19 protein-coding genes and 1 pseudogene are annotated in these 21,556 nt (G+C 61.3%); 16 read left to right on the top strand and 4 right to left on the bottom strand.

Annotated elements, in window-relative coordinates; genetic code table 11:
* Positions 1–23: 23 nt before the first annotated feature.
* Genes HL666_RS21795 through HL666_RS21805 form a run of 3 tightly spaced genes read left to right on the top strand, consistent with a single transcriptional unit; the run spans position 24 to position 3,713 of the window.
* Complete coding sequence (locus tag HL666_RS21795) at positions 24–1,040, top strand: ABC transporter permease (RefSeq protein WP_172111425.1); 1,017 nt, start codon at positions 24–26, stop codon at positions 1,038–1,040.
* Complete coding sequence (locus tag HL666_RS21800) at positions 1,040–1,891, top strand: ABC transporter permease (protein WP_172183509.1); 852 nt, start codon at positions 1,040–1,042, stop codon at positions 1,889–1,891. The genes HL666_RS21795 and HL666_RS21800 overlap by 1 nt, the downstream gene beginning before the upstream one ends.
* Positions 1,892–1,910: 19 nt before the next feature.
* Entirely contained in the window at positions 1,911–3,713 is a 1,803-nt protein-coding gene (locus HL666_RS21805) for a dipeptide ABC transporter ATP-binding protein (RefSeq protein WP_172183511.1), read from the top strand.
* 17 nt (positions 3,714–3,730) lie between these two features.
* Here HL666_RS21805 and HL666_RS21810 read toward each other — a convergent pair whose 3' ends face one another.
* Positions 3,731–4,660, bottom strand: coding sequence for a DMT family transporter (locus HL666_RS21810; RefSeq protein ID WP_311976124.1), 930 nt, complete (start codon positions 4,658–4,660; stop codon positions 3,731–3,733).
* 877 nt (positions 4,661–5,537) lie between these two features.
* Between HL666_RS21810 and HL666_RS21815 the strand changes: the two genes are divergently transcribed.
* Positions 5,538–7,118, top strand: a complete 1,581-nt coding sequence (locus HL666_RS21815) for an ABC transporter substrate-binding protein (protein ID WP_172183515.1) — start codon at positions 5,538–5,540, stop codon at positions 7,116–7,118.
* Here HL666_RS21815 and HL666_RS21820 read toward each other — a convergent pair.
* Entirely contained in the window at positions 7,105–8,022 is a 918-nt protein-coding gene (locus HL666_RS21820) for a LysR substrate-binding domain-containing protein (protein ID WP_172183517.1), read from the bottom strand. The two genes, HL666_RS21815 and HL666_RS21820, sit on opposite strands and share 14 nt — an antisense overlap.
* A gap of 38 nt (positions 8,023–8,060) precedes the next feature.
* Between HL666_RS21820 and HL666_RS21825 the strand changes: the two genes are divergently transcribed.
* The 10 genes and pseudogenes from HL666_RS21825 (at position 8,061) to HL666_RS21865 (ending at position 18,216) form a co-directional block, all read left to right on the top strand.
* The gene (locus HL666_RS21825) at positions 8,061–9,227 is read left to right on the top strand and encodes an NAD(P)/FAD-dependent oxidoreductase (protein ID WP_246741591.1); all 1,167 of its coding nucleotides are present in this window, start codon (positions 8,061–8,063) and stop codon (positions 9,225–9,227) included.
* Positions 9,208–9,501, top strand: a complete 294-nt coding sequence (locus HL666_RS21830; RefSeq protein ID WP_172183519.1) for a (2Fe-2S)-binding protein — start codon at positions 9,208–9,210, stop codon at positions 9,499–9,501. The genes HL666_RS21825 and HL666_RS21830 overlap by 20 nt, the downstream gene beginning before the upstream one ends.
* Positions 9,498–10,895, top strand: coding sequence for an NAD(P)/FAD-dependent oxidoreductase (locus HL666_RS21835; protein ID WP_210262014.1), 1,398 nt, complete (start codon positions 9,498–9,500; stop codon positions 10,893–10,895). Before HL666_RS21830 ends, HL666_RS21835 begins: the two co-directional genes overlap by 4 nt.
* A gap of 76 nt (positions 10,896–10,971) precedes the next feature.
* Positions 10,972–11,910 (top strand): ABC transporter permease, encoded by a 939-nt coding sequence (locus tag HL666_RS21840; protein ID WP_172183523.1) that lies wholly within the window; start codon positions 10,972–10,974, stop codon positions 11,908–11,910.
* Positions 11,907–12,776, top strand: a complete 870-nt coding sequence (locus HL666_RS21845) for an ABC transporter permease (protein WP_172183525.1) — start codon at positions 11,907–11,909, stop codon at positions 12,774–12,776. The genes HL666_RS21840 and HL666_RS21845 overlap by 4 nt, the downstream gene beginning before the upstream one ends.
* Positions 12,777–12,781: 5 nt before the next feature.
* Positions 12,782–13,777 carry an ABC transporter ATP-binding protein gene (locus HL666_RS21850; protein WP_172183527.1) on the top strand — a complete coding sequence of 332 codons (996 nt, stop codon included), beginning with the start codon at positions 12,782–12,784 and terminating at the stop codon, positions 13,775–13,777.
* Positions 13,777–14,793: an ABC transporter ATP-binding protein gene (locus HL666_RS21855; RefSeq protein WP_172183529.1), complete on the top strand. Its 1,017-nt coding sequence runs from the start codon at positions 13,777–13,779 to the stop codon at positions 14,791–14,793. Before HL666_RS21850 ends, HL666_RS21855 begins: the two co-directional genes overlap by 1 nt.
* A gap of 218 nt (positions 14,794–15,011) precedes the next feature.
* Entirely contained in the window at positions 15,012–16,397 is a 1,386-nt protein-coding gene (locus tag HL666_RS21860) for an MmgE/PrpD family protein (RefSeq protein ID WP_172183531.1), read from the top strand.
* Positions 16,398–17,441: 1,044 nt separating this feature from the next.
* Positions 17,442–17,570 (top strand): annotated as a pseudogene (locus HL666_RS34640) (transcriptional regulator domain-containing protein); the annotation flags it as partial.
* The gene (locus HL666_RS21865) at positions 17,509–18,216 is read left to right on the top strand and encodes a DUF2285 domain-containing protein (RefSeq protein WP_376698613.1); all 708 of its coding nucleotides are present in this window, start codon (positions 17,509–17,511) and stop codon (positions 18,214–18,216) included. The pseudogene HL666_RS34640 and the gene HL666_RS21865, both read left to right, overlap by 62 nt.
* Before the next feature lie 116 nt (positions 18,217–18,332).
* Here HL666_RS21865 and HL666_RS21870 read toward each other — a convergent pair whose 3' ends face one another.
* Complete coding sequence (locus HL666_RS21870) at positions 18,333–18,803, bottom strand: helix-turn-helix domain-containing protein (RefSeq protein WP_311976130.1); 471 nt, start codon at positions 18,801–18,803, stop codon at positions 18,333–18,335.
* A 204-nt stretch (positions 18,804–19,007) separates the two neighbouring features.
* On the opposite strand from HL666_RS21870, the gene HL666_RS21875 reads away from it, so the two are divergent.
* Positions 19,008–19,751, top strand: a complete 744-nt coding sequence (locus tag HL666_RS21875) for a hypothetical protein (protein WP_246741594.1) — start codon at positions 19,008–19,010, stop codon at positions 19,749–19,751.
* Positions 19,752–19,781: 30 nt separating this feature from the next.
* Entirely contained in the window at positions 19,782–20,153 is a 372-nt protein-coding gene (locus tag HL666_RS21880) for a nuclear transport factor 2 family protein (protein WP_172131196.1), read from the top strand.
* Positions 20,154–20,256: 103 nt separating this feature from the next.
* On the opposite strand, the gene HL666_RS21885 is transcribed toward HL666_RS21880, so the two are convergent.
* On the bottom strand, positions 20,257–21,555 hold the full coding sequence (locus HL666_RS21885; protein ID WP_246741595.1) for an alkaline phosphatase family protein: 1,299 nt from the start codon (positions 21,553–21,555) through the stop codon (positions 20,257–20,259).
* Position 21,556: the final 1 nt, after the last annotated feature.

Consider the following 21,556-nt stretch of genomic DNA (forward strand, 5'->3'; position numbering starts at 1 on the left):
GTTAAAGAGCTTGGAGCCCCGCGATGTTGACCTTCTTCGTGCGCCGCCTGCTTGCGGCGGTGCCTGCGATCTGCACCCTGGTCGTGGCGACGTTCCTGATCATGCGCGTTCTGCCCGGCGATCCAGCGGCCTTCTTCGCCTCGGGGCCCGTGCCGACCGCGGAAGAGACGGCCTATGTCCGACAGAAGCTTGGACTCGATCGGACGGTTCCCGAGCAACTCCTGATCTATGTGAAGGATATCGCCCGGGCTGATCTTGGCATGTCGTTCACGACCGGGCGTCCGGTTCTGACGGAGTTGCGCGAGCGCCTGCCAGCCTCGCTCGAGCTGGCAGTCACGGCGCTGTTGCTGGCGCTGGCGATATCGATACCCCTCGGGGTCATGGCAGCGATATGGCGCGGCTCGCCAGTGGATCACCTTGCGCGCGTCATCAGCAGCATCGGCGTGTCGATGCCGACCTTCGTCACTGGCCTGCTCCTCACCTATGTGTTCTTCCTCTGGCTCGGTCTTGCACCAGAACCCGTCGATCGCATCGACATGTTCATCGCTGCGCCGCCGCGTCTGACAGGCTTTCTCCTGATCGACAGCAGTCTGAGCGGGCGTTGGGATGCACTGCAATCGGCTGCTGGGAGGCTCGTGCTGCCGAGTATCACAATGGCGATCTTCGTGCTGTCGCCGCTAACGCGCATGACGAGATCCTCGATGCTGGGCGTGCTGAGTTCCGATTTCGTGCGTACGGCGCGCGCGATGGGGCTCAGCGACGTCACGGTCTACATTCGTTACGCGCTGCGCAACGCGCTGCTGCCAGTCTTGACGACGATGGGGATCGTGTTCTCGACGATGCTTGGTTCAAACGTTCTGGTCGAACGGGTGTTTGGCTGGCCTGGGATCGGCAGCTTCGCGCTCAATGCGCTGCTCGCATCCGACTATGCGCCCGTGCAAGGCTTCGTTCTGTTGATGGGACTGCTTCTCGTCACCGTCAATCTGGCAATTGATGTCGCCTATGGTCTTGCTGATCCACGCGCACGCAGGGGGGTGTGATGCAGCCGTCATCTTCGATCGTCTCACATGCGGCGCGGATCGTCACGCTGAACTGGTTGTCGGTTGCGGCTGTCGCGACCGTCACCATCCTGCTGCTGTTGGCTGTGTTCGGACCAATGCTGGCGCCGTTCGATCCCTATGCGACCGATCTCGGCCACGTGCTTCTGCCGCCGGGCCGGACGCATTGGTTCGGCACCGACCAGTTGGGACGGGACGTTCTGAGCAGAGTGATCGTGTCGGCGCGTCTCGATCTCTTCATCGCGGTGTGTGCGGTGACAGCGTCCTTCACCATAGGCGTCGGCATCGGCGGACTGTCCGGCTATCTGGGAGGTGCCTTCGATCTCTGGACCAGCCGCATCGCCGAGATGCTCCAGGTGTTTCCGCTGTTCGTTCTGGCCATGGCCCTGGTTGCCGCTCTCGGAAACGATCTGCGCAATGTGATCCTCGCCACCGCGATCGTGAATCTCCCGTTCTATGTGCGGCTGGCGCGCGTGGAGGTTGGCGTATTGAGCAGCCAGCTGTTTGTTGAAGCCGCGCGCGTCGCCGGAAACGGCGACGCGCGGATCATCGCGCGGGTTCTACTCCCGAACGTGATGCCCAACCTCATGATTCAGCTGTCCGTCAATCTCGGCTGGGCGATCCTCAATGCCGCAAGCCTGTCCTTCATCGGCCTCGGCATTCGGCCGCCAACCGCGGAATGGGGGATCATGGTCGCTGATGGCGCCGCTCAGGCGATGGCCGGCAATTGGTGGCTCGTCGTCTTTCCAGGCGTAGCGCTCGCCTTGGCAGTGTTTGCGTTCAATCTGCTGGGTGATGCCTTGAGAGACATCCTCGACGTTCGTAGCCGATAGAAGTCCGAGTGAGCAGGTCATGTTGAAAAGATCCGATCCCCCGTTGCTGAGCATTGATGGCCTGGCTGTCGAGTTCGATACCCCGCATGGACGCGTGCGGGCGCTCGATCACGTGTCGTTCGACATCGGAGCGGCCGAGATCGTTGGCATCGTCGGAGAAAGCGGATCCGGGAAGTCTGTCACAGCCTACTCAATCCTGGGGTTGCTTCCGCGAAAGGCCCGGGTCCAATCGGGTTCGATCACCTATCTCGGGCGGTCATTGCTTGGCCTGCCAGAGTCGGAACTGAAGACCATTCGCGGAAGTGAGATATCGATGGTGTTTCAGAGCCCGCAAACGGCTCTCAATCCGATCAGGCCGGTCGGAGCCCAGATCAGCGACGTCCTGAGGGCGCACAGTCCGCTGCGGGGCAGGGACGCCGACAGCAGGGCTATCGAAGCGCTGCATGCGGTTCGCATTCAAGACCCTGAGCGTCGTGTCCACGCCTATCCGTTCGAGATGTCCGGGGGAATGTGTCAGCGCAGCGTGATTGCCATGGCGCTTGCGTGTACGCCACGGCTGCTGTTGGCCGATGAGCCGACCACCGGCCTGGACGTCACCACTCAGAAGGCGACCATGGATCTGCTGGTCGAGTTGAATCGCTCTCGCGGCATGTCGACCATGTTCATCACCCACGATCTCGGTCTGGCGGCGCAATATTGTGACCGCGTCGTCATCATGGAACGGGGACGGGTCGTCGAGCACGGTCCGACAGCGCAGATCTTCAGCCGACCGCAACATGTCTACACGCGGAAGCTGCTGAGTGCGACCCCGCAGGGGCACGACAAACTGACAGACCTGATACCTGCCTCTGAGCGGCAGGTCTTCGGTCCGATCCGGCAGCTCTCGGAGGCGGCTCCTATGCCGGATCCTGAAAAGGAGCCCGTCCTCAGCGTCCGAGGGCTGACTCACGACTACGTGCTGCAAAAGCCGCCGCGCATTTTGTCGAAGTTCATGGCGCCTTGGCATAGCCGGCCCGAGGCTGCGCCGACGTCGTTTCGGGCGGTCGATGATCTTAGCTTCGAGGTGCACCAGGGCGAATGTCTCGGACTTGTCGGCGAGTCCGGGTCGGGCAAGACGACTACGTCTCGGCTGATTGCCAAACTGGTCAAGCCCTCGGCGGGATCGATCAGGCTTCATGGTGAGGAGATCGCCGATACGGACCCGCGGTCCTTCGCACGGTCGGCCAAGCGACGGCTGATTCAGATCGTGTTTCAGGATCCTGCTTCCAGCCTGGATCCGCGGCGGACTGCATTCGAGGCGATCGCCGATCCGCTGCTTCGTCTTGAACGGCTGAAGAGATCAGAGGAGCTCGAACGTCGCATCCACGGTATCTGCGACCTGGTCGAGTTTCCGCAGGCGCTGCTTGGCAGGTACCCACATCAGCTCTCCGGGGGTCAGAAGGCCCGCGTCGGCATTGGCCGTGCGATATCGGTCAATCCAGCGCTGGTCGTGCTCGACGAGCCGACGTCCGCATTGGACGTCTCGGTGCAGGCGGTGGTGCTCAACCAGCTCGACAAGCTGAAGCGGGCGCTCGGCCTGTCCTATCTGTTCGTCAGTCATGATCTCAACATCGTCCGGCTGATGTGCGATCGCGTCATGGTCATGAAGGGAGGACGCATTGTCGAGCAGGCCACGGTCGCGGACCTGTTCAGCAGACCGCAACACGCTTATACCAAGGCGCTGCTCGACGCGATTCCCCGGATCGAATTCGGCGGCGAGCAGGCGCCGATCTCCGGGTTTGAGAGAAGCCGCTTGAGTGCGGGCGCGGTCCCCCGGAGCTGAAGCGATGGCGCCAGGCGTCACGCCTGGCTTTCGGCAAACGGTTCGGCTCGATAGACGAAATAAATTCCGGCGACGATGAGACCGGTTCCGGCGGCGAGTGCAGGTGATACAACCTCGGACAGCAGGATCACGCCAACGGCTGCTGCCGAAATCGGCGCTGCCGTCACGAAGATCGCGATCCTGGCGGCCGAAGCCTGTTCGATGGCCCAGGACCAGAGCAGCAGTACGCCAGCTCCACCAATCGTCCCGCAGAACAGCAACGCGAGCCAATCTTTGGCTGCAAGCAGTGGTATCCCGCCAAGGGTGCCACCCGCGAGCGTGAAGGCGAACAGGATCGCAGCGCCGCCGAGACAGGCGATCGGAGCGATCGTATGGGCGGGATAGCGCGTCAGCATGCGAGCGGCGCACACGTTGAACAGCGCCAATAACACGGTGGTCAGGAGCACGAGCGCATCGCCCCGATTGATGGCCGATGGCGTGCCCGCGGCGAGCTGTCCGGAAAGTCCGACGGCAACTCCGATAAACGCGCAGCAACAGCCGGCGACCCGGCGGAGGGTGCATTTTTCCTGCCCAAGCAAGGCGGCGAATGTCAGGGTCAGCAGAGGACTGGTGCAGATCAGAAGCGCTCCGCGCGAAGCAGTGGTGTATTGCATGGCAATTGTCAGAAGCCATGGGCAGAGCCCCGCGACGACGCCACCAAGAGCGAGGATGGTCGCACAATCACGGATTGCTGGACGTTGCGATCGCCTGAGAAGCGGCGCAAGGCACGCAGCCGCAATCGCACAGCGAATGAGGGCGATAGCCAGCGGCTCATGCTGCTGGACGATCAGGCGCGTCACGGCGAGTTGAGCCCCGTTGGCGCAGCTCGCGACCGTAGCTGCCATTGCTGCTGTAGATGTGGCACGAAGGCCCAAAAAGATGTCCGTCCGTCCAGGATGACCCTGCATACGTAATCTCCTGGTCCGTCTTCGCACTTCCAGCCGACCGAAAATACGTAGTGTGCAGGCTGTGACGAGTCTGGGTGACTGCGAGGTATAACCTTGCGCCTGCCGAGAGTAGACGGTCGTGCCTGCGCCAAACGACGTCTGTTCAGCCCAGCGTCATCTTTCTCCCACGCGGGAATCGATCAAATCTCCAGTCTTCGCTTCCAGCCATGCCGATCCTAACGTCATGGTACGATTAAGATTACGATGGGCACAGCTACCTGGAAAGGTAGTGGTCCTGGACCCAGTCGCAGGTCTTATACAGGAGCTCGCGCGCGCCCAGATCTGCTCTATGATCTCGGCTGCCGGTGGTGCCATCTGCTGCGAGCCTTTGGTGGACCCGCGATTTCGAGGCGAGGCGGGTGTGCTGCACACCTCAGCCGGGGCCTCGTGGTTGTGATATGGCGTAGGACCACCAATCTCGGTAGCTCGTCAAGAGATCGCCTGCGTGGTGTACGTCGACTGATGACGATTTGTTGCTTGAGCCAAGCAGCGCGACGGCTCGATGTCTGATTATGGCGAGCGCTCCGCAGGCGCCAGGCGGGCTATCACCGCAGATCTCTTTCCGATCATGTCGGATCGTGAGAGCGAGGCCGCGACCGCTCACCGATTTTTATCTGACGATCCAGGAGCTTTGTAGGCAGACGTGGCATTCGGCTCGCCCGACGCGGATGTGCAAATTGCAGTCGCTGCCACCGGGGGCCTGCGACCCGAATTTTCGCGTCGCGATTGAGCTCTGCCCCTAGCCATAACGCCGGCGAATAGGCCTCCTCAATTTCGGACTTTGACAGAGCTGCAGGACTCTTCCAGCCTGACCTTTGGATAACGGGCGAGGCATCGAATGAAGTTCGGCTATATGAACCGCGTCTCTATAATGGCTTTCTGTATCGCCGTCATCGTGAACGCGACCGGTGATGTGTCTGCGGCGGAAGTCCCGCCGGGAACCGCCCTGCAGATCGGTGCCGGCGGATCAGACGTCACCACGCTGGATCCACATCGTGCGACGACCAGCACTGATAAGCCGCTCATCGGCCTGATGTTCAACGGCCTCGTTCGATTCAGACCAGGGAGCGCCGACCCCAAGGATCTTGAACCCGATCTCGCCGAGCGCTGGGAAACGTCCACAGACGGGCGAGTCTTGACGTTCTTCATCCGAAAGGGTGTCAAATTTCACGGCAACTGGGGCACCCTCACCGCAGACGACGTGGTCTACTCGCTGACCCGCGCCGCAGACCCCAGCCGATCAAGCTTTGCTGCAGATTTCGCGCCGGTGGAAAGCATTGCCAAGGTCGACGAGTATACAGTTCGTATCGTGCTGAAGTATCCGGATCCGAATGTCCTCGGCCGCCTGTCCAACTATCACGGCGGCAACATCGTCTGCAAGAGAGCCGTCGAGGAGCTCGGAGACAAGTTTGCGTCCAACCCTGTCGGTACAGGTCCGTTTGCGTTTTCGGAGCATGAGACTCAGCGGCATGTCAAGCTGGTGGCAAACGAGGGCTATTTCCGGGGCCGGCCGCAGATCAGCAACATCGTGTACCGTACGATCCCCTCCGACAGCGCCCGCGAGCTTGCCTTTTCGTCGGGAGAGCTCGACGTCATCCAAGGCCGGCGGGAGCAACGCTGGGTCGATACGACTCGCCAGCGCAGCAACATGGTCGTTGATGTCTTCCGTCCAGGAGAATTTCGGACGCTTCACATCAACAGCAGTATTCCGCCGCTCGACGATCTGAGGGTCCGACAGGCAATCGCCGCTGCGATCAATGTCGACGATCTCGTGCAGTTTGTCGGCAAGGCGGTCAGTCTGAAAGGCTGCTCGGTCGTGCCCCCAAGCTATATCGGAGAGGACTGTTCATCCGGGGCCTATGCTTACGATCCGGTGAAGGCCAAGGCGCTTCTGGCCGAAGCGGGCCACCCAAATGGCTTGACGCTCAAGGTCGTGGTGTCCAATATCTCGGCTATTCTGCCGACAATGGAAATCATTCAGCGTCAGCTCGCAAGGGCCGGCATCAAGCTCGAGATGAGCGTTGTCGATCACGCCACCTATCAGAGCCAGATCCGCGGCAATGCCAGCGCTCTGGTGTTCTATGGCGCCGCCAGGTTTCCGGTCGCCGACACCTATCTGACCGAATTTTATCATTCGCGCTCCAGCATTGGTACGACGACGGCAGTCGCCAATTTCTCGCATTGCGACGTCGCGGATGCCGAGATCCAGGCGGCGCGGGTGGAAGGCAGCGTCGAGCGGCAGCAGGAATTGTGGAAGGAAGCTCAGCGTAAGATCCACGACACCGTCTGTTCTGTTCCACTGTTTGAGCTTCAGCAGGTCTGGGGGCACAGCAAGCGCGTCAATTACGGTTATGAGCTCAAAGGAGCCATGAACCTCGCTCCGCCGATCACCGAGGCGACAACGCTCACGCCGCGCTGAGGGACTCCTGCGAGAGCCGCGCAGCCGTCGTACGCGCTTGCTGGAGGAATGCGTCGACCAGATTGGCATTACGGCTATCGCGCATTCGGCACAGCTGGAAATCGTAAGGCAAGGCTGGCTCGAAGCGTCTGATGGCCAGACGGTCCTGGAGCCCGTTGAACATCAGGGGATGCACCAGCGAGACGCCAAGACCGGCTGCGACGAATTCGCAAAGGGTCGGTGAAACATTGGCCACGAGCACGGTGTTGGGTCTGACGTGATAGGCATCCAACATCGTCGCAATGCACTGACCAGCCTGGCTCTCAGGATCGAAAGACACGAAGGGAATGTTGTCGAGATCATCCGGCTCGACAACGTTCTTCATGGCGAGGGGATGATCGGTCGGCATGATGCAGACGAGCGGCTGCTGGGTCAGCGGCTCGGCGATCACATAAGGATTGTCGATCCGCGAGCTGACAAGGCCGACATCGAGCTTGCGTGTGACCAGCCAGTCCACGATCCATTCCGAACTGCGTGACTTGACCGAACAGAACACGTTGGGATGCTGTTGCAGGAAGCCCATCGTCGCCTGCTGGATGAACGAACGCGACAACGCCGGCATGACTCCGATGAGAAGCTGTCCCTGCTCCTCGCGGCGGATGACCTCGACGGCATTCTCGACCTGGCGAACACCTGAAAAAATACGATCGATCTCCCTGTAAAGCCGCATGCCGCGCTCTGTCGGAGCAAGGCGGCCTTTGACGCGATCGAACAGGCTGAGCCCGGTGTCCTCTTCGAGATGAGCGATCAGTTTGCTCATCGCTGGCTGGGAGATGTTGAGGATCAATGCGGCTCGGCTGATCGAGCCGCTCTCGATGACCGCCTTGAACGCCTCAACCTGTCTGAGATTGATCTGACGAGCCATCCCATAACCCTGAAGAATACAGCCAGAGATTTTGGACTTTGACCAAATATCTCCTTTTGTCGTCATATTGGGCAAGAGGAAATGCGATGCATCCTGAGATAATAGTTATCGGTGCTGGTACGGTCGGTGCTGCGATCGCATACGGGCTGGCGCGGAGACAGCACCGGGTGCTCGTGCTCGACGGTGACGATCGCGACCATCGCGCGGCACGGGCCAATTTCGGCCTTGTCTGGCTGCAGGGCAAAGGCCAGAACATGCCGGCCTATCAGCAGCTGTCACGCCGTAGCGTCGACATGTGGTCCGGCTTTGCGTCGAAACTCACTGATCTGACCGGGTTGGATCTTCAATACGAGCAGAATGGCGGCTTGGCTTTCTGCCTCGGAGAGGATGCGTTCGAGAAGCGCCGTTCGGACCTCCAGCGATTGCACAATCAGCTCGGCGGAGCGGAGGCGGATTGGCGGATGCTTGATCGCGCTGAACTGGCCAGGCTGCTTCCGAAGGTTCGATTGGGGCCGGACGTGGCCGGCGCCAGCTTCGGTGAGCGGGACGGGCACGCCAATCCGCTTCAGCTCCTTGCGGCTCTTCATTCCGGAATTCTGCGTCTCGGCGGAGAATTGCGGCGAAACGCTGCGGTGCGGCAGATCGTGCCCAGCGAGGCGGGCTTTACAGTGGCGTGCGGAAACGAGACCGTCAGTGCGCCGCGCGTGCTGATCGCTGCGGGTCTCGGGTCGCAGGCGCTCGCGCGGCAAGTGGGTCTTGAAATCCCGCTGCGCCCTCAGCGAGGGCAGATCCTGGTGACCGAGCGTCTTGAACCATTGCTGCCTTTGCCGACGAGTGGCTTGCGCCAAACCCGGGAAGGCACCGTGATGATCGGTGCAACCCATGAGGAGACCGGCTTTGATAGCTCCGCGACGGCGGCCGCCGCTGCAGATCTGAGCCGACGGACGCTTCGCATCGTGCCGAGTCTCGCCGAGGCGAAATTGGTCCGGCAATGGGCGGGTTTGCGTATCATGACCCCTGACGGGTGCCCCGTTTATGCTCAGTCGCAGAAGCACCGGGGAGCCTTCGTTGCGCTGTGCCATTCAGGTGTCACGCTTGCGGCGCTGCATGCCACCGTTTTGGCCGATGCGATCGCAGCCGGCCAGTTGCCGGATTCGCTCGATATCTTTCATCAGAGTCGCTTTGATGTTCCGAAAGCTGCATGAGCCCGCTGAGGCCGTGACTGTCTATGTCGAGGGCAAGCCTGTCGTCGCGGAGCCGGGCGAAAACCTGGCAGCCGTCCTGCTCCGGCAGGAGGCCATCTGGTCACGCCCTACGCCGGTAAAGGGGAGCAGGCGAGCTCCCTATTGCATGATTGGCGTCTGTTTCGATTGCCTTGCCCGGGTGGATGGAGTTGCTTCAGTTCAGACCTGCATGATGCCGGTGCGGGACGGTATGACGGTTGAGCACCAGCAGCGTAGGCGGTGCCTGCCGTCATGAGCAAAACCGATCTTCTCATCGTAGGGGCTGGCCCTGCCGGCATGACGGCGGCCATCACGGCCCGCCGCTATGGAATTGGCGTTCTGGTTGTGGACGACCAGACTGCGCCTGGCGGGCAGATCTGGCGTTCGGTCGAAACTCAGGCAGCGTCAGAAAGGGGGGACATCCTCGGAAGAACTTATCAGGATGGAAAGGCGACGACCGACGCATTCCGCGCCAGCGGGGCACATTATGAGCCTCGGACACAGCTCTGGCAGGTCGAACCCGGTTATCGCGCCTTCGTGAGCCATGATGGCAAAGCCCGGACGATCGAGGCGAAGGCCATCATCCTTGCAACCGGAGCCCAGGAGAGGCCTGCTCCATTTCCAGGCTGGACACTCCCGGGCGTCCTCACGGTGGGCGCCGCTCAGGTGCTCTTGAAGACCGCCGGGCAGATTCCCGCGAAGCCAGTGTGGGTCGCAGGGTGTGGCCCGTTGCCGCTTCTCTACATCGTTCAGTTGCTCAACGCCGGAGGTCAGATCGCTGGCTATCTCGACACGACTCCGGCCGGGAACCATTGGGCGGCGCTCCAGTATCTGCCGAGAGCCTTGCGTGGGGCTGGAGCACTCCTCAAAGGGCTCGCCTGGAAGGCGATCCTCCGGCACAGGCGCGTGCCTGTCATCCGTCACGTCGTCGAGCTGGAGGCACACGGATCGGACAGGATCGAATCGCTCAGCTATCGCACAGCGGATGGACGAGAGGAAACCGTGTCCGCGGATCATCTGCTCGTGCATGAGGGCGTTGTTCCGAACGTTCATGTGCCGCTCGGACTGGGCTGCGCCGTTGAATGGCGTGACCAGCAGGATTGCTACGTTCCGGTTCTCGATCCATGGGGCGAAACGTCCAAAGCCGGCATCTTCGTCGCCGGTGACGGCGCGGGCATTGCGGGGGCCAAGGCCGCGCAATGTCGTGGTGCGCTCGCAGCCCACAGGCTGGCAGTCCAGCTCGGCTATGCGGACGAGCAAAACATGCTGAAGGATGCGTCGTGCGTTCAGAAGAGTCTGGCGCGCGAACTTGCCTTGCGGCCCTTCCTCGACACCCTGTTCAGACCCCGCTCCAGAATCTTTAGTCCGACCGATGACACCGTCATATGCCGGTGCGAGGAGGTCACTGCGGGAGAGATCCGTGCGATGGCGCAGATCGGCGGCTGCGGCCCGAACCAGATCAAGGCCTTCACGCGCGCAGGGATGGGCCCGTGCCAGGGCCGGCAATGTGGTTACACCGTCACCCGCATCCTCGCGGAGCTGGAGAATTGTCCCGCAAGCGAGATCGGCTTCTATCGCGTCAGGCCTCCACTCAAGCCCGTGACGCTTGGAGAGCTCGCCACTCTCGATCAAGAGGGAGAGGTGGTGTGAGGCACTCTCATTGTCCGCAGACAAGAATTCAGCATCTTCAGCCTGTGTTCTATTCGCAATCGAGCGGGATTATCGAATGATCAGCTTTGCTTGCAAACGGCTGTTGCTCGCAATCCCCACCCTGTTCGTGATGCTGACAGCAATCTTCGTGCTGGTCCGACTCGTTCCGGGTGATGCTGCGTCCGTCATCCTTGGCGACCAGGCAACCGAAGCCTCGCTTCGCGCGATGCGAGCCCGGCTCGGGCTCGATCAGCCGATCCAGGTCCAATACCTTCACTTTCTCAGAGACGTGCTCACCGGCAATCTCGGGCGATCGCTGAGCAGCGGCCGGACGGTCGTTCAGGAGGTCTTGCTGGTGTTGCCCTCCACGATCCAACTCACCTTGGCGGCCATCACGATCGGAATCGTCCTGGGTCTGCCGCTCGGAATTCTCGCGGCGCTCGGTCGCAACAGCTGGATCGACTACGTCTCGCGGCTGGTCTCGTTGGTCGGACTCTCGTTTCCCGCGTTTGTGTCAGGCATCCTTCTGCTCATCATATTCGCAATCCATCTGGGATGGTTCCCGGTTCTCACGTCCGATAGCACTGATCCTCTCGAGCGCTTGCGAAGCCTTGCCTTGCCTGCGCTGAACCTCGGCTTGATCCTGATGGCCTATGTGGTGCGTGTGACACGGTCATCCATGCTGGGGGTGCTTGGCGAGGATTACATCCGCACAGCGCGTGCAAAGGGGGTCACTCCCATGCGCCTGGTCATGCGACACGCTCTGCGCAATGGCCTCATTCCGGTGGTGACCGTCGTTGGCCTCTACTTCGGTACGTTGATCGGCAATTCGGTGCTTACGGAAATCATCTTCAACCGACCGGGCCTCGGCAAGCTGATCTTTGGGGCACTCAATTCCCGCGACTATACGTTGCTCGAGGGACTGATGATCATCTTTGCGATCTGCGTCATCGTCGTGAATACGCTGACGGACATTACATATGGGCTCATCGATCCGCGGGTGAAGTACAAATGACGATCGAGGTCGCATCAGTTGCAGTGTCGCAGCCTAGCCGATTGTGGCTGGTCTTCTCCAGAAATCCTCTGTTCTGGCTGGGGGCGCTGCTCCTTGCCATCATCATCATGGTGTCAGTGCTCGCGCCGTTGATTGCGCCCCATGATCCGCTGGAGCAGAATATCGTGGCAAGGCTTGAGCCGCCATCAGCGGAGTTCCTGTTCGGGACGGACAACTATGGTCGAGATGTCCTGTCCCGTCTGATCTATGGAGCCCGCATCTCTCTCATGGTCGGCTTTGTCGCCATCCTGATCGCGATGACGATCGGCTGTACCATCGGAATCGTTGCAGGTTATATCGGGGGCGCGCTGGATCAGCTGGTGATGGGGGTGCTCGATGTGATGCTCTCCTTTCCGGCTCTGCTGCTCGGCCTCATGATTGCGGCGATGCTGGGCGCCAGCCTTCAGAACCTGATCATTGCAATCGCAATCACGGAGATCGCGCCGTTTGCGCGAGTTGCCCGCGCGCCAACGATTGCATTGAAGCAGCAGGACTTCGTGATGGCCGGCCGCGCGCTCGGATTTGGACCCGTCCGTATCATGGGGGTCCATATTCTCCCCAATCTCATCTCGGATGTCGTGGTGATGAGCTCGTTGTGGATGGCTTCCGCGATTCGCACGGAAGCATCCCTGAGCTTCATCGGACTCGGAGTTCCGCCACCGACGCCGACCTGGGGCAGCATGATCCGCGAAGGGTTCGATAACATCCTCGACGCCTGGTGGCTCGCGGTCTTCCCGAGTCTTGCGATCCTGTTGACCGTGCTCGCCCTCAATCTTCTGGGAGATGCTCTGCGAGACGCAATCGATCCAAAGCTGCGGGGGGAGTAGCAGGCATGACATCGTTTCCCAGGCCAGCTCTCGACCTGCGCAATCTGCGGACCGAATTCCGAATCGGCGGCCGCTGGTACCCTGCAGTACGGAACGTCTCGGTATCGCTGATGCCGAACGAGACGCTTGCGGTCGTGGGCGAATCGGGCAGTGGCAAGAGCGTCACTGCCCTGTCGATCCTGCGGCTGCTTCCGCATGCGGGTGCTCGCATTCAGGGCGGAGAGGTGCTGTTCGAGGGCCAAGATCTGGTGACCTTGTCCGAGCGGGACATGAGTACCATCCGAGGCAATTCGATCGCGATGATCTTCCAGGAGCCGATGACGAGCCTCAATCCAACCATGACGGTGGGAGACCAGATTGCGGAGGCGATCCTCATTCACCGCGGAGGGTCGCGCATGGAGGCCAAGGCTAAGGCGCTTCGGCTCTTGGACGAGGTCAAGATTCCATCGCCGAAGAGCCGCCTGGATGAGTATCCGCATCAATTCTCGGGAGGGATGCGCCAGCGCGTCATGATCGCCATGGCGCTTGCCTGTCATCCGAGGGTTCTTCTGGCCGACGAGCCGACGACGGCCCTCGATGTAACGATCCAGGCGCAGGTGCTGTCCCAACTCGAAGAGCTCAAACAGGCCTACGGAATGTCGATGCTGTTCATCACGCACAATCTCGGCGTGGTAGCGCAGATCGCCGACCGCGTTGCCGTGATGTATGCGGGCGAGATCGTGGAGCTTGCGACAGTCGACGCGCTGTTCGCAAAGCCCATGCACCCTTATACGGCAGCGCTGCTGCGCGCCATGCCACGAGCCGACCGGGCCAATGAGAGTCTGGAGCCGATCCCCGGTAGCGTTCCCGCCCTGTCTGCCGTTCCAACAGGCTGCGCCTATGCGCCCCGCTGCCCGTTCAAGGACCGTAGCTGTACCGAGCTGCACCCAGAGCTCGTATCATCGGGTGATCCCGGACATTTGGTGCGCTGTCCCGTCAGACCCGTCGGAGGAGTGCATTGATGACGACGTCCCAGGGAAGCGGCGACTTTGTTGTAAGTCATCTTTCGAAGACCTTCGTAAGACACGGAGGTTCGGGCGCAAGAAATGTCCGAGCGGTCGATGATGTGTCTTTCCGCGTTCCAAAGGGGACGTCCCTTGGCCTCGTGGGGGAGTCTGGCTGTGGCAAGTCAACGGTCGCGCGTGCCATCCTTCGGCTCATTGAGCCCGATAGCGGATCAATCGTATTCGACGGCGTCGACGTTCGGGCCGCCAAGGGTACCGCCTTGCGCGTGTTGCGCCGCCGGATGCAGATCGTCTTTCAAGATCCCTATTCTTCGCTCAACCCGCGCCGAACGATTCGCCAGACTCTGGAAGAACCTCTTCGCGTCCATCTGCGTCAGTCGTCCAAGGAGATCCGCGAGAAGGCAGAAGCCGCCATGGTCGAGGTCGGGTTGCCGCGAGAAGCACTGGAACGCTATCCGCATGAGTTCTCCGGCGGTCAGCGGCAACGGATCGGTATTGCACGGGCGCTGGTATTGGATCCCGAACTGGTCGTCGCGGACGAGGCCGTTTCTGCTCTCGATGTCTCGGTACAGGCGCAAATTCTTCGGCTGCTGGAGGGGCTCCGCGAACGCCGCGGCCTGTCGTTCTTGTTCGTTTCGCATGACCTCGGTGTGGTCCGACATTTTTGCGACCGGATCTGCGTCATGTATCTTGGGCGCATCGTCGAAGAGGGGCCGACGGCGGATGTCCTCGACCGGCCGTTGCATCCTTATACCAGGCTTCTGCGCGACAGTTATCCAGTCCCTGATCCGAGGGCACGCCGGCCTCTGATCCAGATCGCGGGAGAGGTTCCTTCCGCAGCCAATCCGCCTCCGGGTTGTGGCTTCCATCCGCGTTGCGCGCGAGCGGAAGGCCCGTGTTCCGTCGAAAGGCCGCAGCTGGCAGCATCGGGAGACGACCGATCCCGAGCCTGCTACTTCCCGGAAACAAGCGATATCGCGTGGGGTAGCCTGCGCATCGGAGCGATGACGTAAAACGACACCAAAGGAGACCATTGGCGAGCTTGCCGTCATCATGATCCAGTTGCCTGATCCCACTCTGGATCGAGGTGGACTTGAGCGGGAGCTCGCTCGGAGAGCTGCGGGGATTTCGAGAATTTGCCGCGCATTGATTGTCTGATCTGCCGACCTGGATGGCTGCGCTCCGTCAACTCGTCGGATCCAGCACACATGTTGAAGACCCTGGAGGCCGCATGACATACGCCGTTACCGAGATGTTGGCCGAATGGGTCGGCGCGAGCGAAGTGCCAGAAGAAGCTCGGATCAGCGCGGCGAAATGCGTGTTCGATTTGATGACGGCTGCGATAGCTGGTTATGAGACACCAAATGCGATGGCCGTGCGCCGAATAGCAAGCATGACATGGGGCCATGGAACGGCCGCGATGTGGTTTTCAGGAGAGCAGTCGACCGCTGCAGGCGCAACCTTCGTCAATGCGGCCTGCGCGTGCTCGCTCGATCTGGATGATGGCCACCGCGCCGCTTCAGGGCATCCCGGCGCGGCAATCATTCCGGGGGTATTGTCACTGCTCGGCAGTCCGTCCCTGGATGGGCAACGGGCGCTTGCCGCCATTGCCGTCGGATATGAGATGGGCGTTCGCATTTCTTCTGCCCGGGATCTGCGAAGCGTTCCGACGGTGAACAGTGGCCTCTGGAGCGGTCAAGCCGTAGCCGCAGCGGTGGGTTGGCTGAGAGGGCTCTCGCCGGGCCAGATCGCACATGCGATCTCGATCGCCGGCACGACGGCGCCGAGCCAGTCTGCTACGCCATACACCCGGTTCAGAGGCAATAGTGTCAAGGAGGGGATCCCATGGGGAGCCGCCAACGGCGTCCTTGCGGTCGATCTGGCCAAGCAGGGCTTCACCGGACCGATCGACATTCTGGACAGTTCAGAACGTTACGATCGCGCGCGGCTTCTTGACGGGCTCGGAGCGAGTTGGCTCATCAACAGCACCTATTTCAAGCCTTATAGTTGCTGCCGTTGGATTCACGCGCCAATTGATGCGCTGCTCTCATTGCTGAGAGATCATGACATTCACCCAGACGCCATCATCGGCATCCATGTCGAGACCTTTGGGAGATCGTTGACACTGAGTAACGAGGTGGCCCCGGGCACGCTGGAGGGAGCGCAATACAGCCTTCCCTTCTGTCTCGGTGTCGCCGCGATCAGTGGCGCAGCGGCGTTGCTCCCCTTGAGCAGCGATTCGCTGAGGGATCAAAGAGCCATCGAGATCGCCGGGCGTGTACGGATGACCGTCAATCCCGAATTCGATCTCATGTTCCCGGCGGCGGTTCCCGGGCGGGTTCGCATAACCACGGCTTCGGGCGTCCTCGAACAGACAGTGTTGGCGCCGAAGGGGGAGCCGACGAACCCGATGAGCTGGGACGACATCGGGGCGAAGTTCCTGGCCATTGCAGCGGAGCGCGTCGGCACGCGCGTCGCGGCCGGTATTCCAAGTGCGATTGGCGCGTTGCAGACGGGAGATCTTGCGCCTCTGCAATCGATGCTGGAAGCAAGGCTGTTCGCCGACGCGAATAGCGCCTCGACTGTCGAGCGGCGACATCGAAGTCAGTCGTCCTGAATGAAGTCGCATGCCCGTCACGATATTGGACACTCCTCAGGCGGTAAAGACACGCTACGGTCGCCATCGAAGTGACAAGAGACACGCATCAGTCGAATCGATCTTTGATCTCTCTGAAATGTTGTTTTGAGCAGCGAGAAGGCCGACATGGCCAAAAGACCAGTTTTCATCAGACCGAGCGTCGCAACGGATGCGCCCTCATCTGTCGGAGCGGGTGTTGCCAGAAGGCTCAGTTCCAATCGGAATTGCGAAGCGAACTGGCGGGTGTCAAGGGCGAACCTTGTCTTCGCGGCGAAGCTGCTCGGCTGCTTGCGCGCAGGGACCTCACCGCCGCCATCTGCGCTCGAATGGTCCGGGTTTGTTGAGCACTGGACGGTCATCATCCGCGACGACATATGTGTGCTGCAGGGAACGGTGTGGCGTCTTCCATTGTGCCAGGAGAGCTTGGCTACGCCGCTTTTGGCCATTGATCCTGCCGCAGGGTGGGCTCGTGCGCTTAGTGAATGGCTCACGATAGGAGCGCCTCACGAGAGCACCGGCACAGCCGGACTTCGTCCGGAACTGATCTCCGATCGCGCTGCCCGTTGGCTGGAATATCAGCTCAATCCGGCAAATTGAGCGGGGCGCATTAACTGGCGCGAGACGGCTTGGCCGACATCGCTTGACCGAGCTTGCCTGGTTGAGCCTGCTCGGGCCGACGGGAAGCGATCGTCAAACGTGCGTGAGCACCATTCTTGGGCGAGCCTCGCGTGCAGCGGACCCGAGACGGTCGCGACCGCGGTCTCGACCGTCGGCTACGATCCTCTTGGTCATGCGATCTGAGGCAAGGCCGGGCACGCCGCGCGCAGCAACGGGGCCGCATCGTTGGCGCGAGGAAAATCCCACGATTTGAGTGAAACCGAATGACCCGGGAATACGCAAAATCCACTGCGTTTTGCTCGATCGGTGTCAACTGCGCAGATTGATAGTCTCGGTGACGGAGCCCTCGTTGCTAGCCTCCCCAAGCTTTGGTGAGAGGGCGGCAATGGCAGGGACGAGTGTATAATGAGTGAGTTCAACTGGCGGTCGCCCGAGTCGTACAAGGAGCTCGAAACGGCTGATGCGGCCGACTTTGCCTGGGAATGTCTCCGTCGCAATCCGGACTATCGACGAGACTACAGCGATCTGCTTGCACAAGCCAAAGACGCCCCCACCGCGCCTGAATTCCGGCAGCGATGGGGGCTTTCTTTTCGCGGCCGACCCGACGCGCCGGTTTGACGCTCAGGCCATATTCTGGGCGCCGGAAGTCTTGCCGAGTGTGCTTCGCCTCGCGCCGACGTCGCAAGGCCGGCTTGCGCCATTCTCTCATCTCGACCTTCGCGGATCGCCCGACGCCGAGCTGAGACGGGCGTCTGATGGCTGGTACGCGGTGCTGCAGCTGGGCGGCGCCACGCACCGGCTGCTGCTCTCGCGGCTTCCGACGAAGGGGACGGCCGTCGCTGTCGAGCTGCCGCTCGACCGTGATTTCGATCTGCAGACCCGCGCGGCCTATCGGCTCTGGACGGCGCTGAGGCGAGGTCCGATACGGCTGCCGGCTCAGACCGGGCCTATTCAGCAGCGGCTCCGGATGGTTCTCGCGCTGCGCGCCTTGGACGGCCGGGTCGAGGGCGAGAATTATCGGGCTATCGCCACGGTTCTTTTCGGGTCCGGGCGGCTGACAGATCGGGGATGGAAAACACACGACCTGCGCAGCCGGACAATCCGGCTGGTTCAAGCAGGTCAGGGCCTGGTCCGAGGCGGCTATCGAAATCTGCTACGCAGCCAACGCCGATCAGCATGATGGGCGTCCCAATCCGTCTCGCGGCCGTTGCGCATGTGGACGTTCGGTCCAAGATCCTGCGGCGCGAGGCAACATGCGCAACTCCGTCGTCTGGTTTGGCGGACCTCCCGCCGCCCTCAGTCGTCGTCGCGCGAGCGGAGAAGCTCGGCCATCTGCAGCACCTTTCTGCGCAGCCGCTCATCAGAAATACCGAAATAGAGCTCGAGCAGTTGGCGAGATTCGCGTTTGGTGACAAGCTCGCTGAAGTCCGCGGCCTGCTCCTGAGACGCCTGTGTTGCGGCGGCGCGTGCGTTGACGTCGATCTCGTCAAAGAACCACGTGATCGGGACAGCCAGCTGGTTTGCGATTTCGTACAGCCTTGATGCGCTGATCCGGGTCTCGCCCGCTTCATACTTCTGAATGAGCTGGGCTGTCAGGCCGAGGCGTCTCGCCAGGTCATCCTGGCTGAGATCGAGCAGGTTCCTCCGCAGGCGCAATCGGGTTCCGACATGCTGATCGACATAATTGGGCTTCTTGGATGACCTCCTGAGCCGCTTGCCTTGGGACGCCGCGGGGCGGCGGTCAGGGATCTGTTTGGAAGTCGCCACGTCCGATTTACCTCATGCCGCATCGAAGATGTTCGTCCATGAAGCATCAATCTCAGCTTGAAACAATCAACCAGAATTATGTCATCCGCGCTACAACTACAGAGGATAGATCGAATGCAATCGTCGTCCGCCACGGCTTGATAAGCCGACGTAGCAAAGGTGTAGGGGATATCGATGCAGGATTGCTGTCCTCAATCTGGACGCATGCCTTCCACTCTGAAGATCGATCATGGTCCGATCAGCCTCCTGGGACGCTTCTTTCTCGCCGCTGACACCGCCGCCCGGGAGCGCGGCATCAGCGTCAATTTTGCGAGCCTACAGGATTTGCTCGACATCAACAGCGCAAATTCCGACAGCTGGCGGCCGCTGGTGCCGATCTTCCAGCCCGACCTCGGCGGCGCAACAGCTGACAACAGCTTCGTCATCATCGGGACAGACAAAAACGGGGAGGTCGTCGCGACACAGGCGGGCCGCTACTACGACTGGACGGGCACGACGTTGTTCGAGGAAGCCGTCTCGCTTCGGATGTTCTACGCAGATCCCGTAGCCGCCTTGGCGCGCGGAGACGGCTGTAAGGTCGCCACTCCGGTGGCGTCCACGATCGCGGGCAGGGTCGTATTTTCAGGCGCCGGCTGGTACCGGCGCGATTTTCGCGGCAGAGGGTTGGCGCGAATCCTGCCTCGAATTTCGCGCGCCTATGCTCATGCGCGCTGGAACACGGATTTCACGATCAGCATGATGGCCGACGCCGTGATTGCTGGAGGGATGGCGGATCGCACCGGCTACACCCGGATCGAGCAGTCGAGCGTCGAACTGGTCGTATCGCCGCTCGGGTCCATGCGCTGTGGTCTTGTCTGGATGCCGGCGCAGGAAATGCTGGCCGATCTGGAAGCCGCGATGGAATTGCGTTGGAGCGAGGAATCGGATCCGCGCGCAGCGGCGATGTAAGCAGAACGGCGTTCGATGGTGAGGAAGGGCATGCAAAGACCGTTGGACCATCGGGAAGCCGAGGCATATGTCAGGCGCCTGTTCACCTGCATCGACGCTCGCGACTGGGCAGGCCTGTCCAGCCTGCTGGATGACGGCGCCGTCTACGAGCGTCCGGGTTATGAGCCCTTTGTCGGCAAGCAGGCCATCATGCAGTTCTACCGCCACGAGCGCATCGTGGCCTCGGGAGAACATCAGCTAGAGCAGGTGTTGAGCAATGGCGAGCAGATTGCCTGTTGGGGTAGCTTTTCCGGCCGGGACAAGAATGGGCGTCCTTTGAAGGCAAGGTTTGCCGATGTCTATCATCTCAGCAGTGGCCGCATCGGCCGGCGCCGGACGTTCTTTGACAGTCCAGCGCTCTGAGCGGCACAGCCGCCAGCCAGCGGCCAGAGCGGATGCGACGATCATTGGTGCTTGAGCGTCTGGGCTGGCGATCGTTTGGGCCAATGCGTGTGCAGCCCGGGTGTCAGGCTCTGATGGCGCGCGGCTCAGAACGCCAGACTGCCGCCTGCAAGGCTTCCCCATCCATTCCTGTGCAGGCCAGTCCAAGATGGGATAGCACTGTCGGTGCGATGTCGATGATACGCGCAGGCGACGTGCGGATCTGACCCGGACTGAAGCCTTTGCCCGATGCCATCAGGAATGGAGCCTGCTCGTAGATCCCAAGCCCTCCATGCTGTCCGCACCCAAGTCGGTCAGGCTTGCCAAGAGCAGGCTTGGCCGCAAGACTCGAACCGCGGATACCGAAGCTGTTGGGGACGTCGCTGGACCGCATGGAAACAGCAAAGGCAAGGCCGCCGGTGTGAGCCTGTCCAACCCGACCGAGTTCGTCCGGCCCGAAGACCTGTCCCGCCCAATCGCTGGCGTCCAGGAAGGACCGTACGCTCTGCAACAGCGGGCCGCGCCGGGAATCGACATAGATCAAGGCCGAGGTGCCATTCGAGATGGCCAAAATCTCGTCGGAGGCGTGACTGGCTTTGAGACCCGAATTGATCAGCGCTGCATCGATGTCGACGATGTCCTCGACCGTTTGATGACCATGATCCGATCCGATCAGAAGCAGGATGTCTTCGCCTAGGTCACGCTGTTTTTCGACGGCTGCGATCACCTCGGCCGCCCGACGATCCGCCTCCGCCAGAACGGCAAGATGGTCGGGAGAACCGAGTGGCGCGTTGTGTTGAATATGGTCCGGCTCGCCCAGCCATAAAACGCCCACCGCGGGCCGACGTCTGACCAGAACGTCGTCGATGAATCGCGCCGTCATTCTGGCATCCCCACGGCTATCCAACGTGACGTCCAAGCGATCGGCTGCCGCGACTTCGATGCGGCCAGGTCCGAACGAGCCGGCCCGGTGATAGACGAAGCCATGCCCGTCCGGATCATGGGCATAGGCAGCCCCCGGGGACACGTTGCTGAAGACGATCTGGCCGCCTGCAGCCTTGACGCGCTCTGCCAGCGTAGGCACCTGCAGTGAACATCCAGTGACTCGGCGCTTGTGCTGCAGAAACTGCGGATCTCCGGCGTCGCGCAGCACCAACCTGCCGGATTCGATCAGGGCAACGGAATTGCCTTGCAGGCCATGTCTTGCCGGCGTGCATCCGGTTGCAACACTTGCCGACACGACGCGTGTGCACGAAGGAAAGACCGTCCGGTAGTCTTCGAACCATTCGGCACGCGCGGCCAAATCGGCGAGATGGGGCGTGGTCTCAGGCGAAACCAGATCCCGTCGCAGTCCGTCGAGGATCATGATGACAACACGCTTCATG

The organism is Bradyrhizobium aeschynomenes (assembly GCF_013178945.1).
Taxonomy (GTDB): domain Bacteria; phylum Pseudomonadota; class Alphaproteobacteria; order Rhizobiales; family Xanthobacteraceae; genus Bradyrhizobium; species Bradyrhizobium aeschynomenes.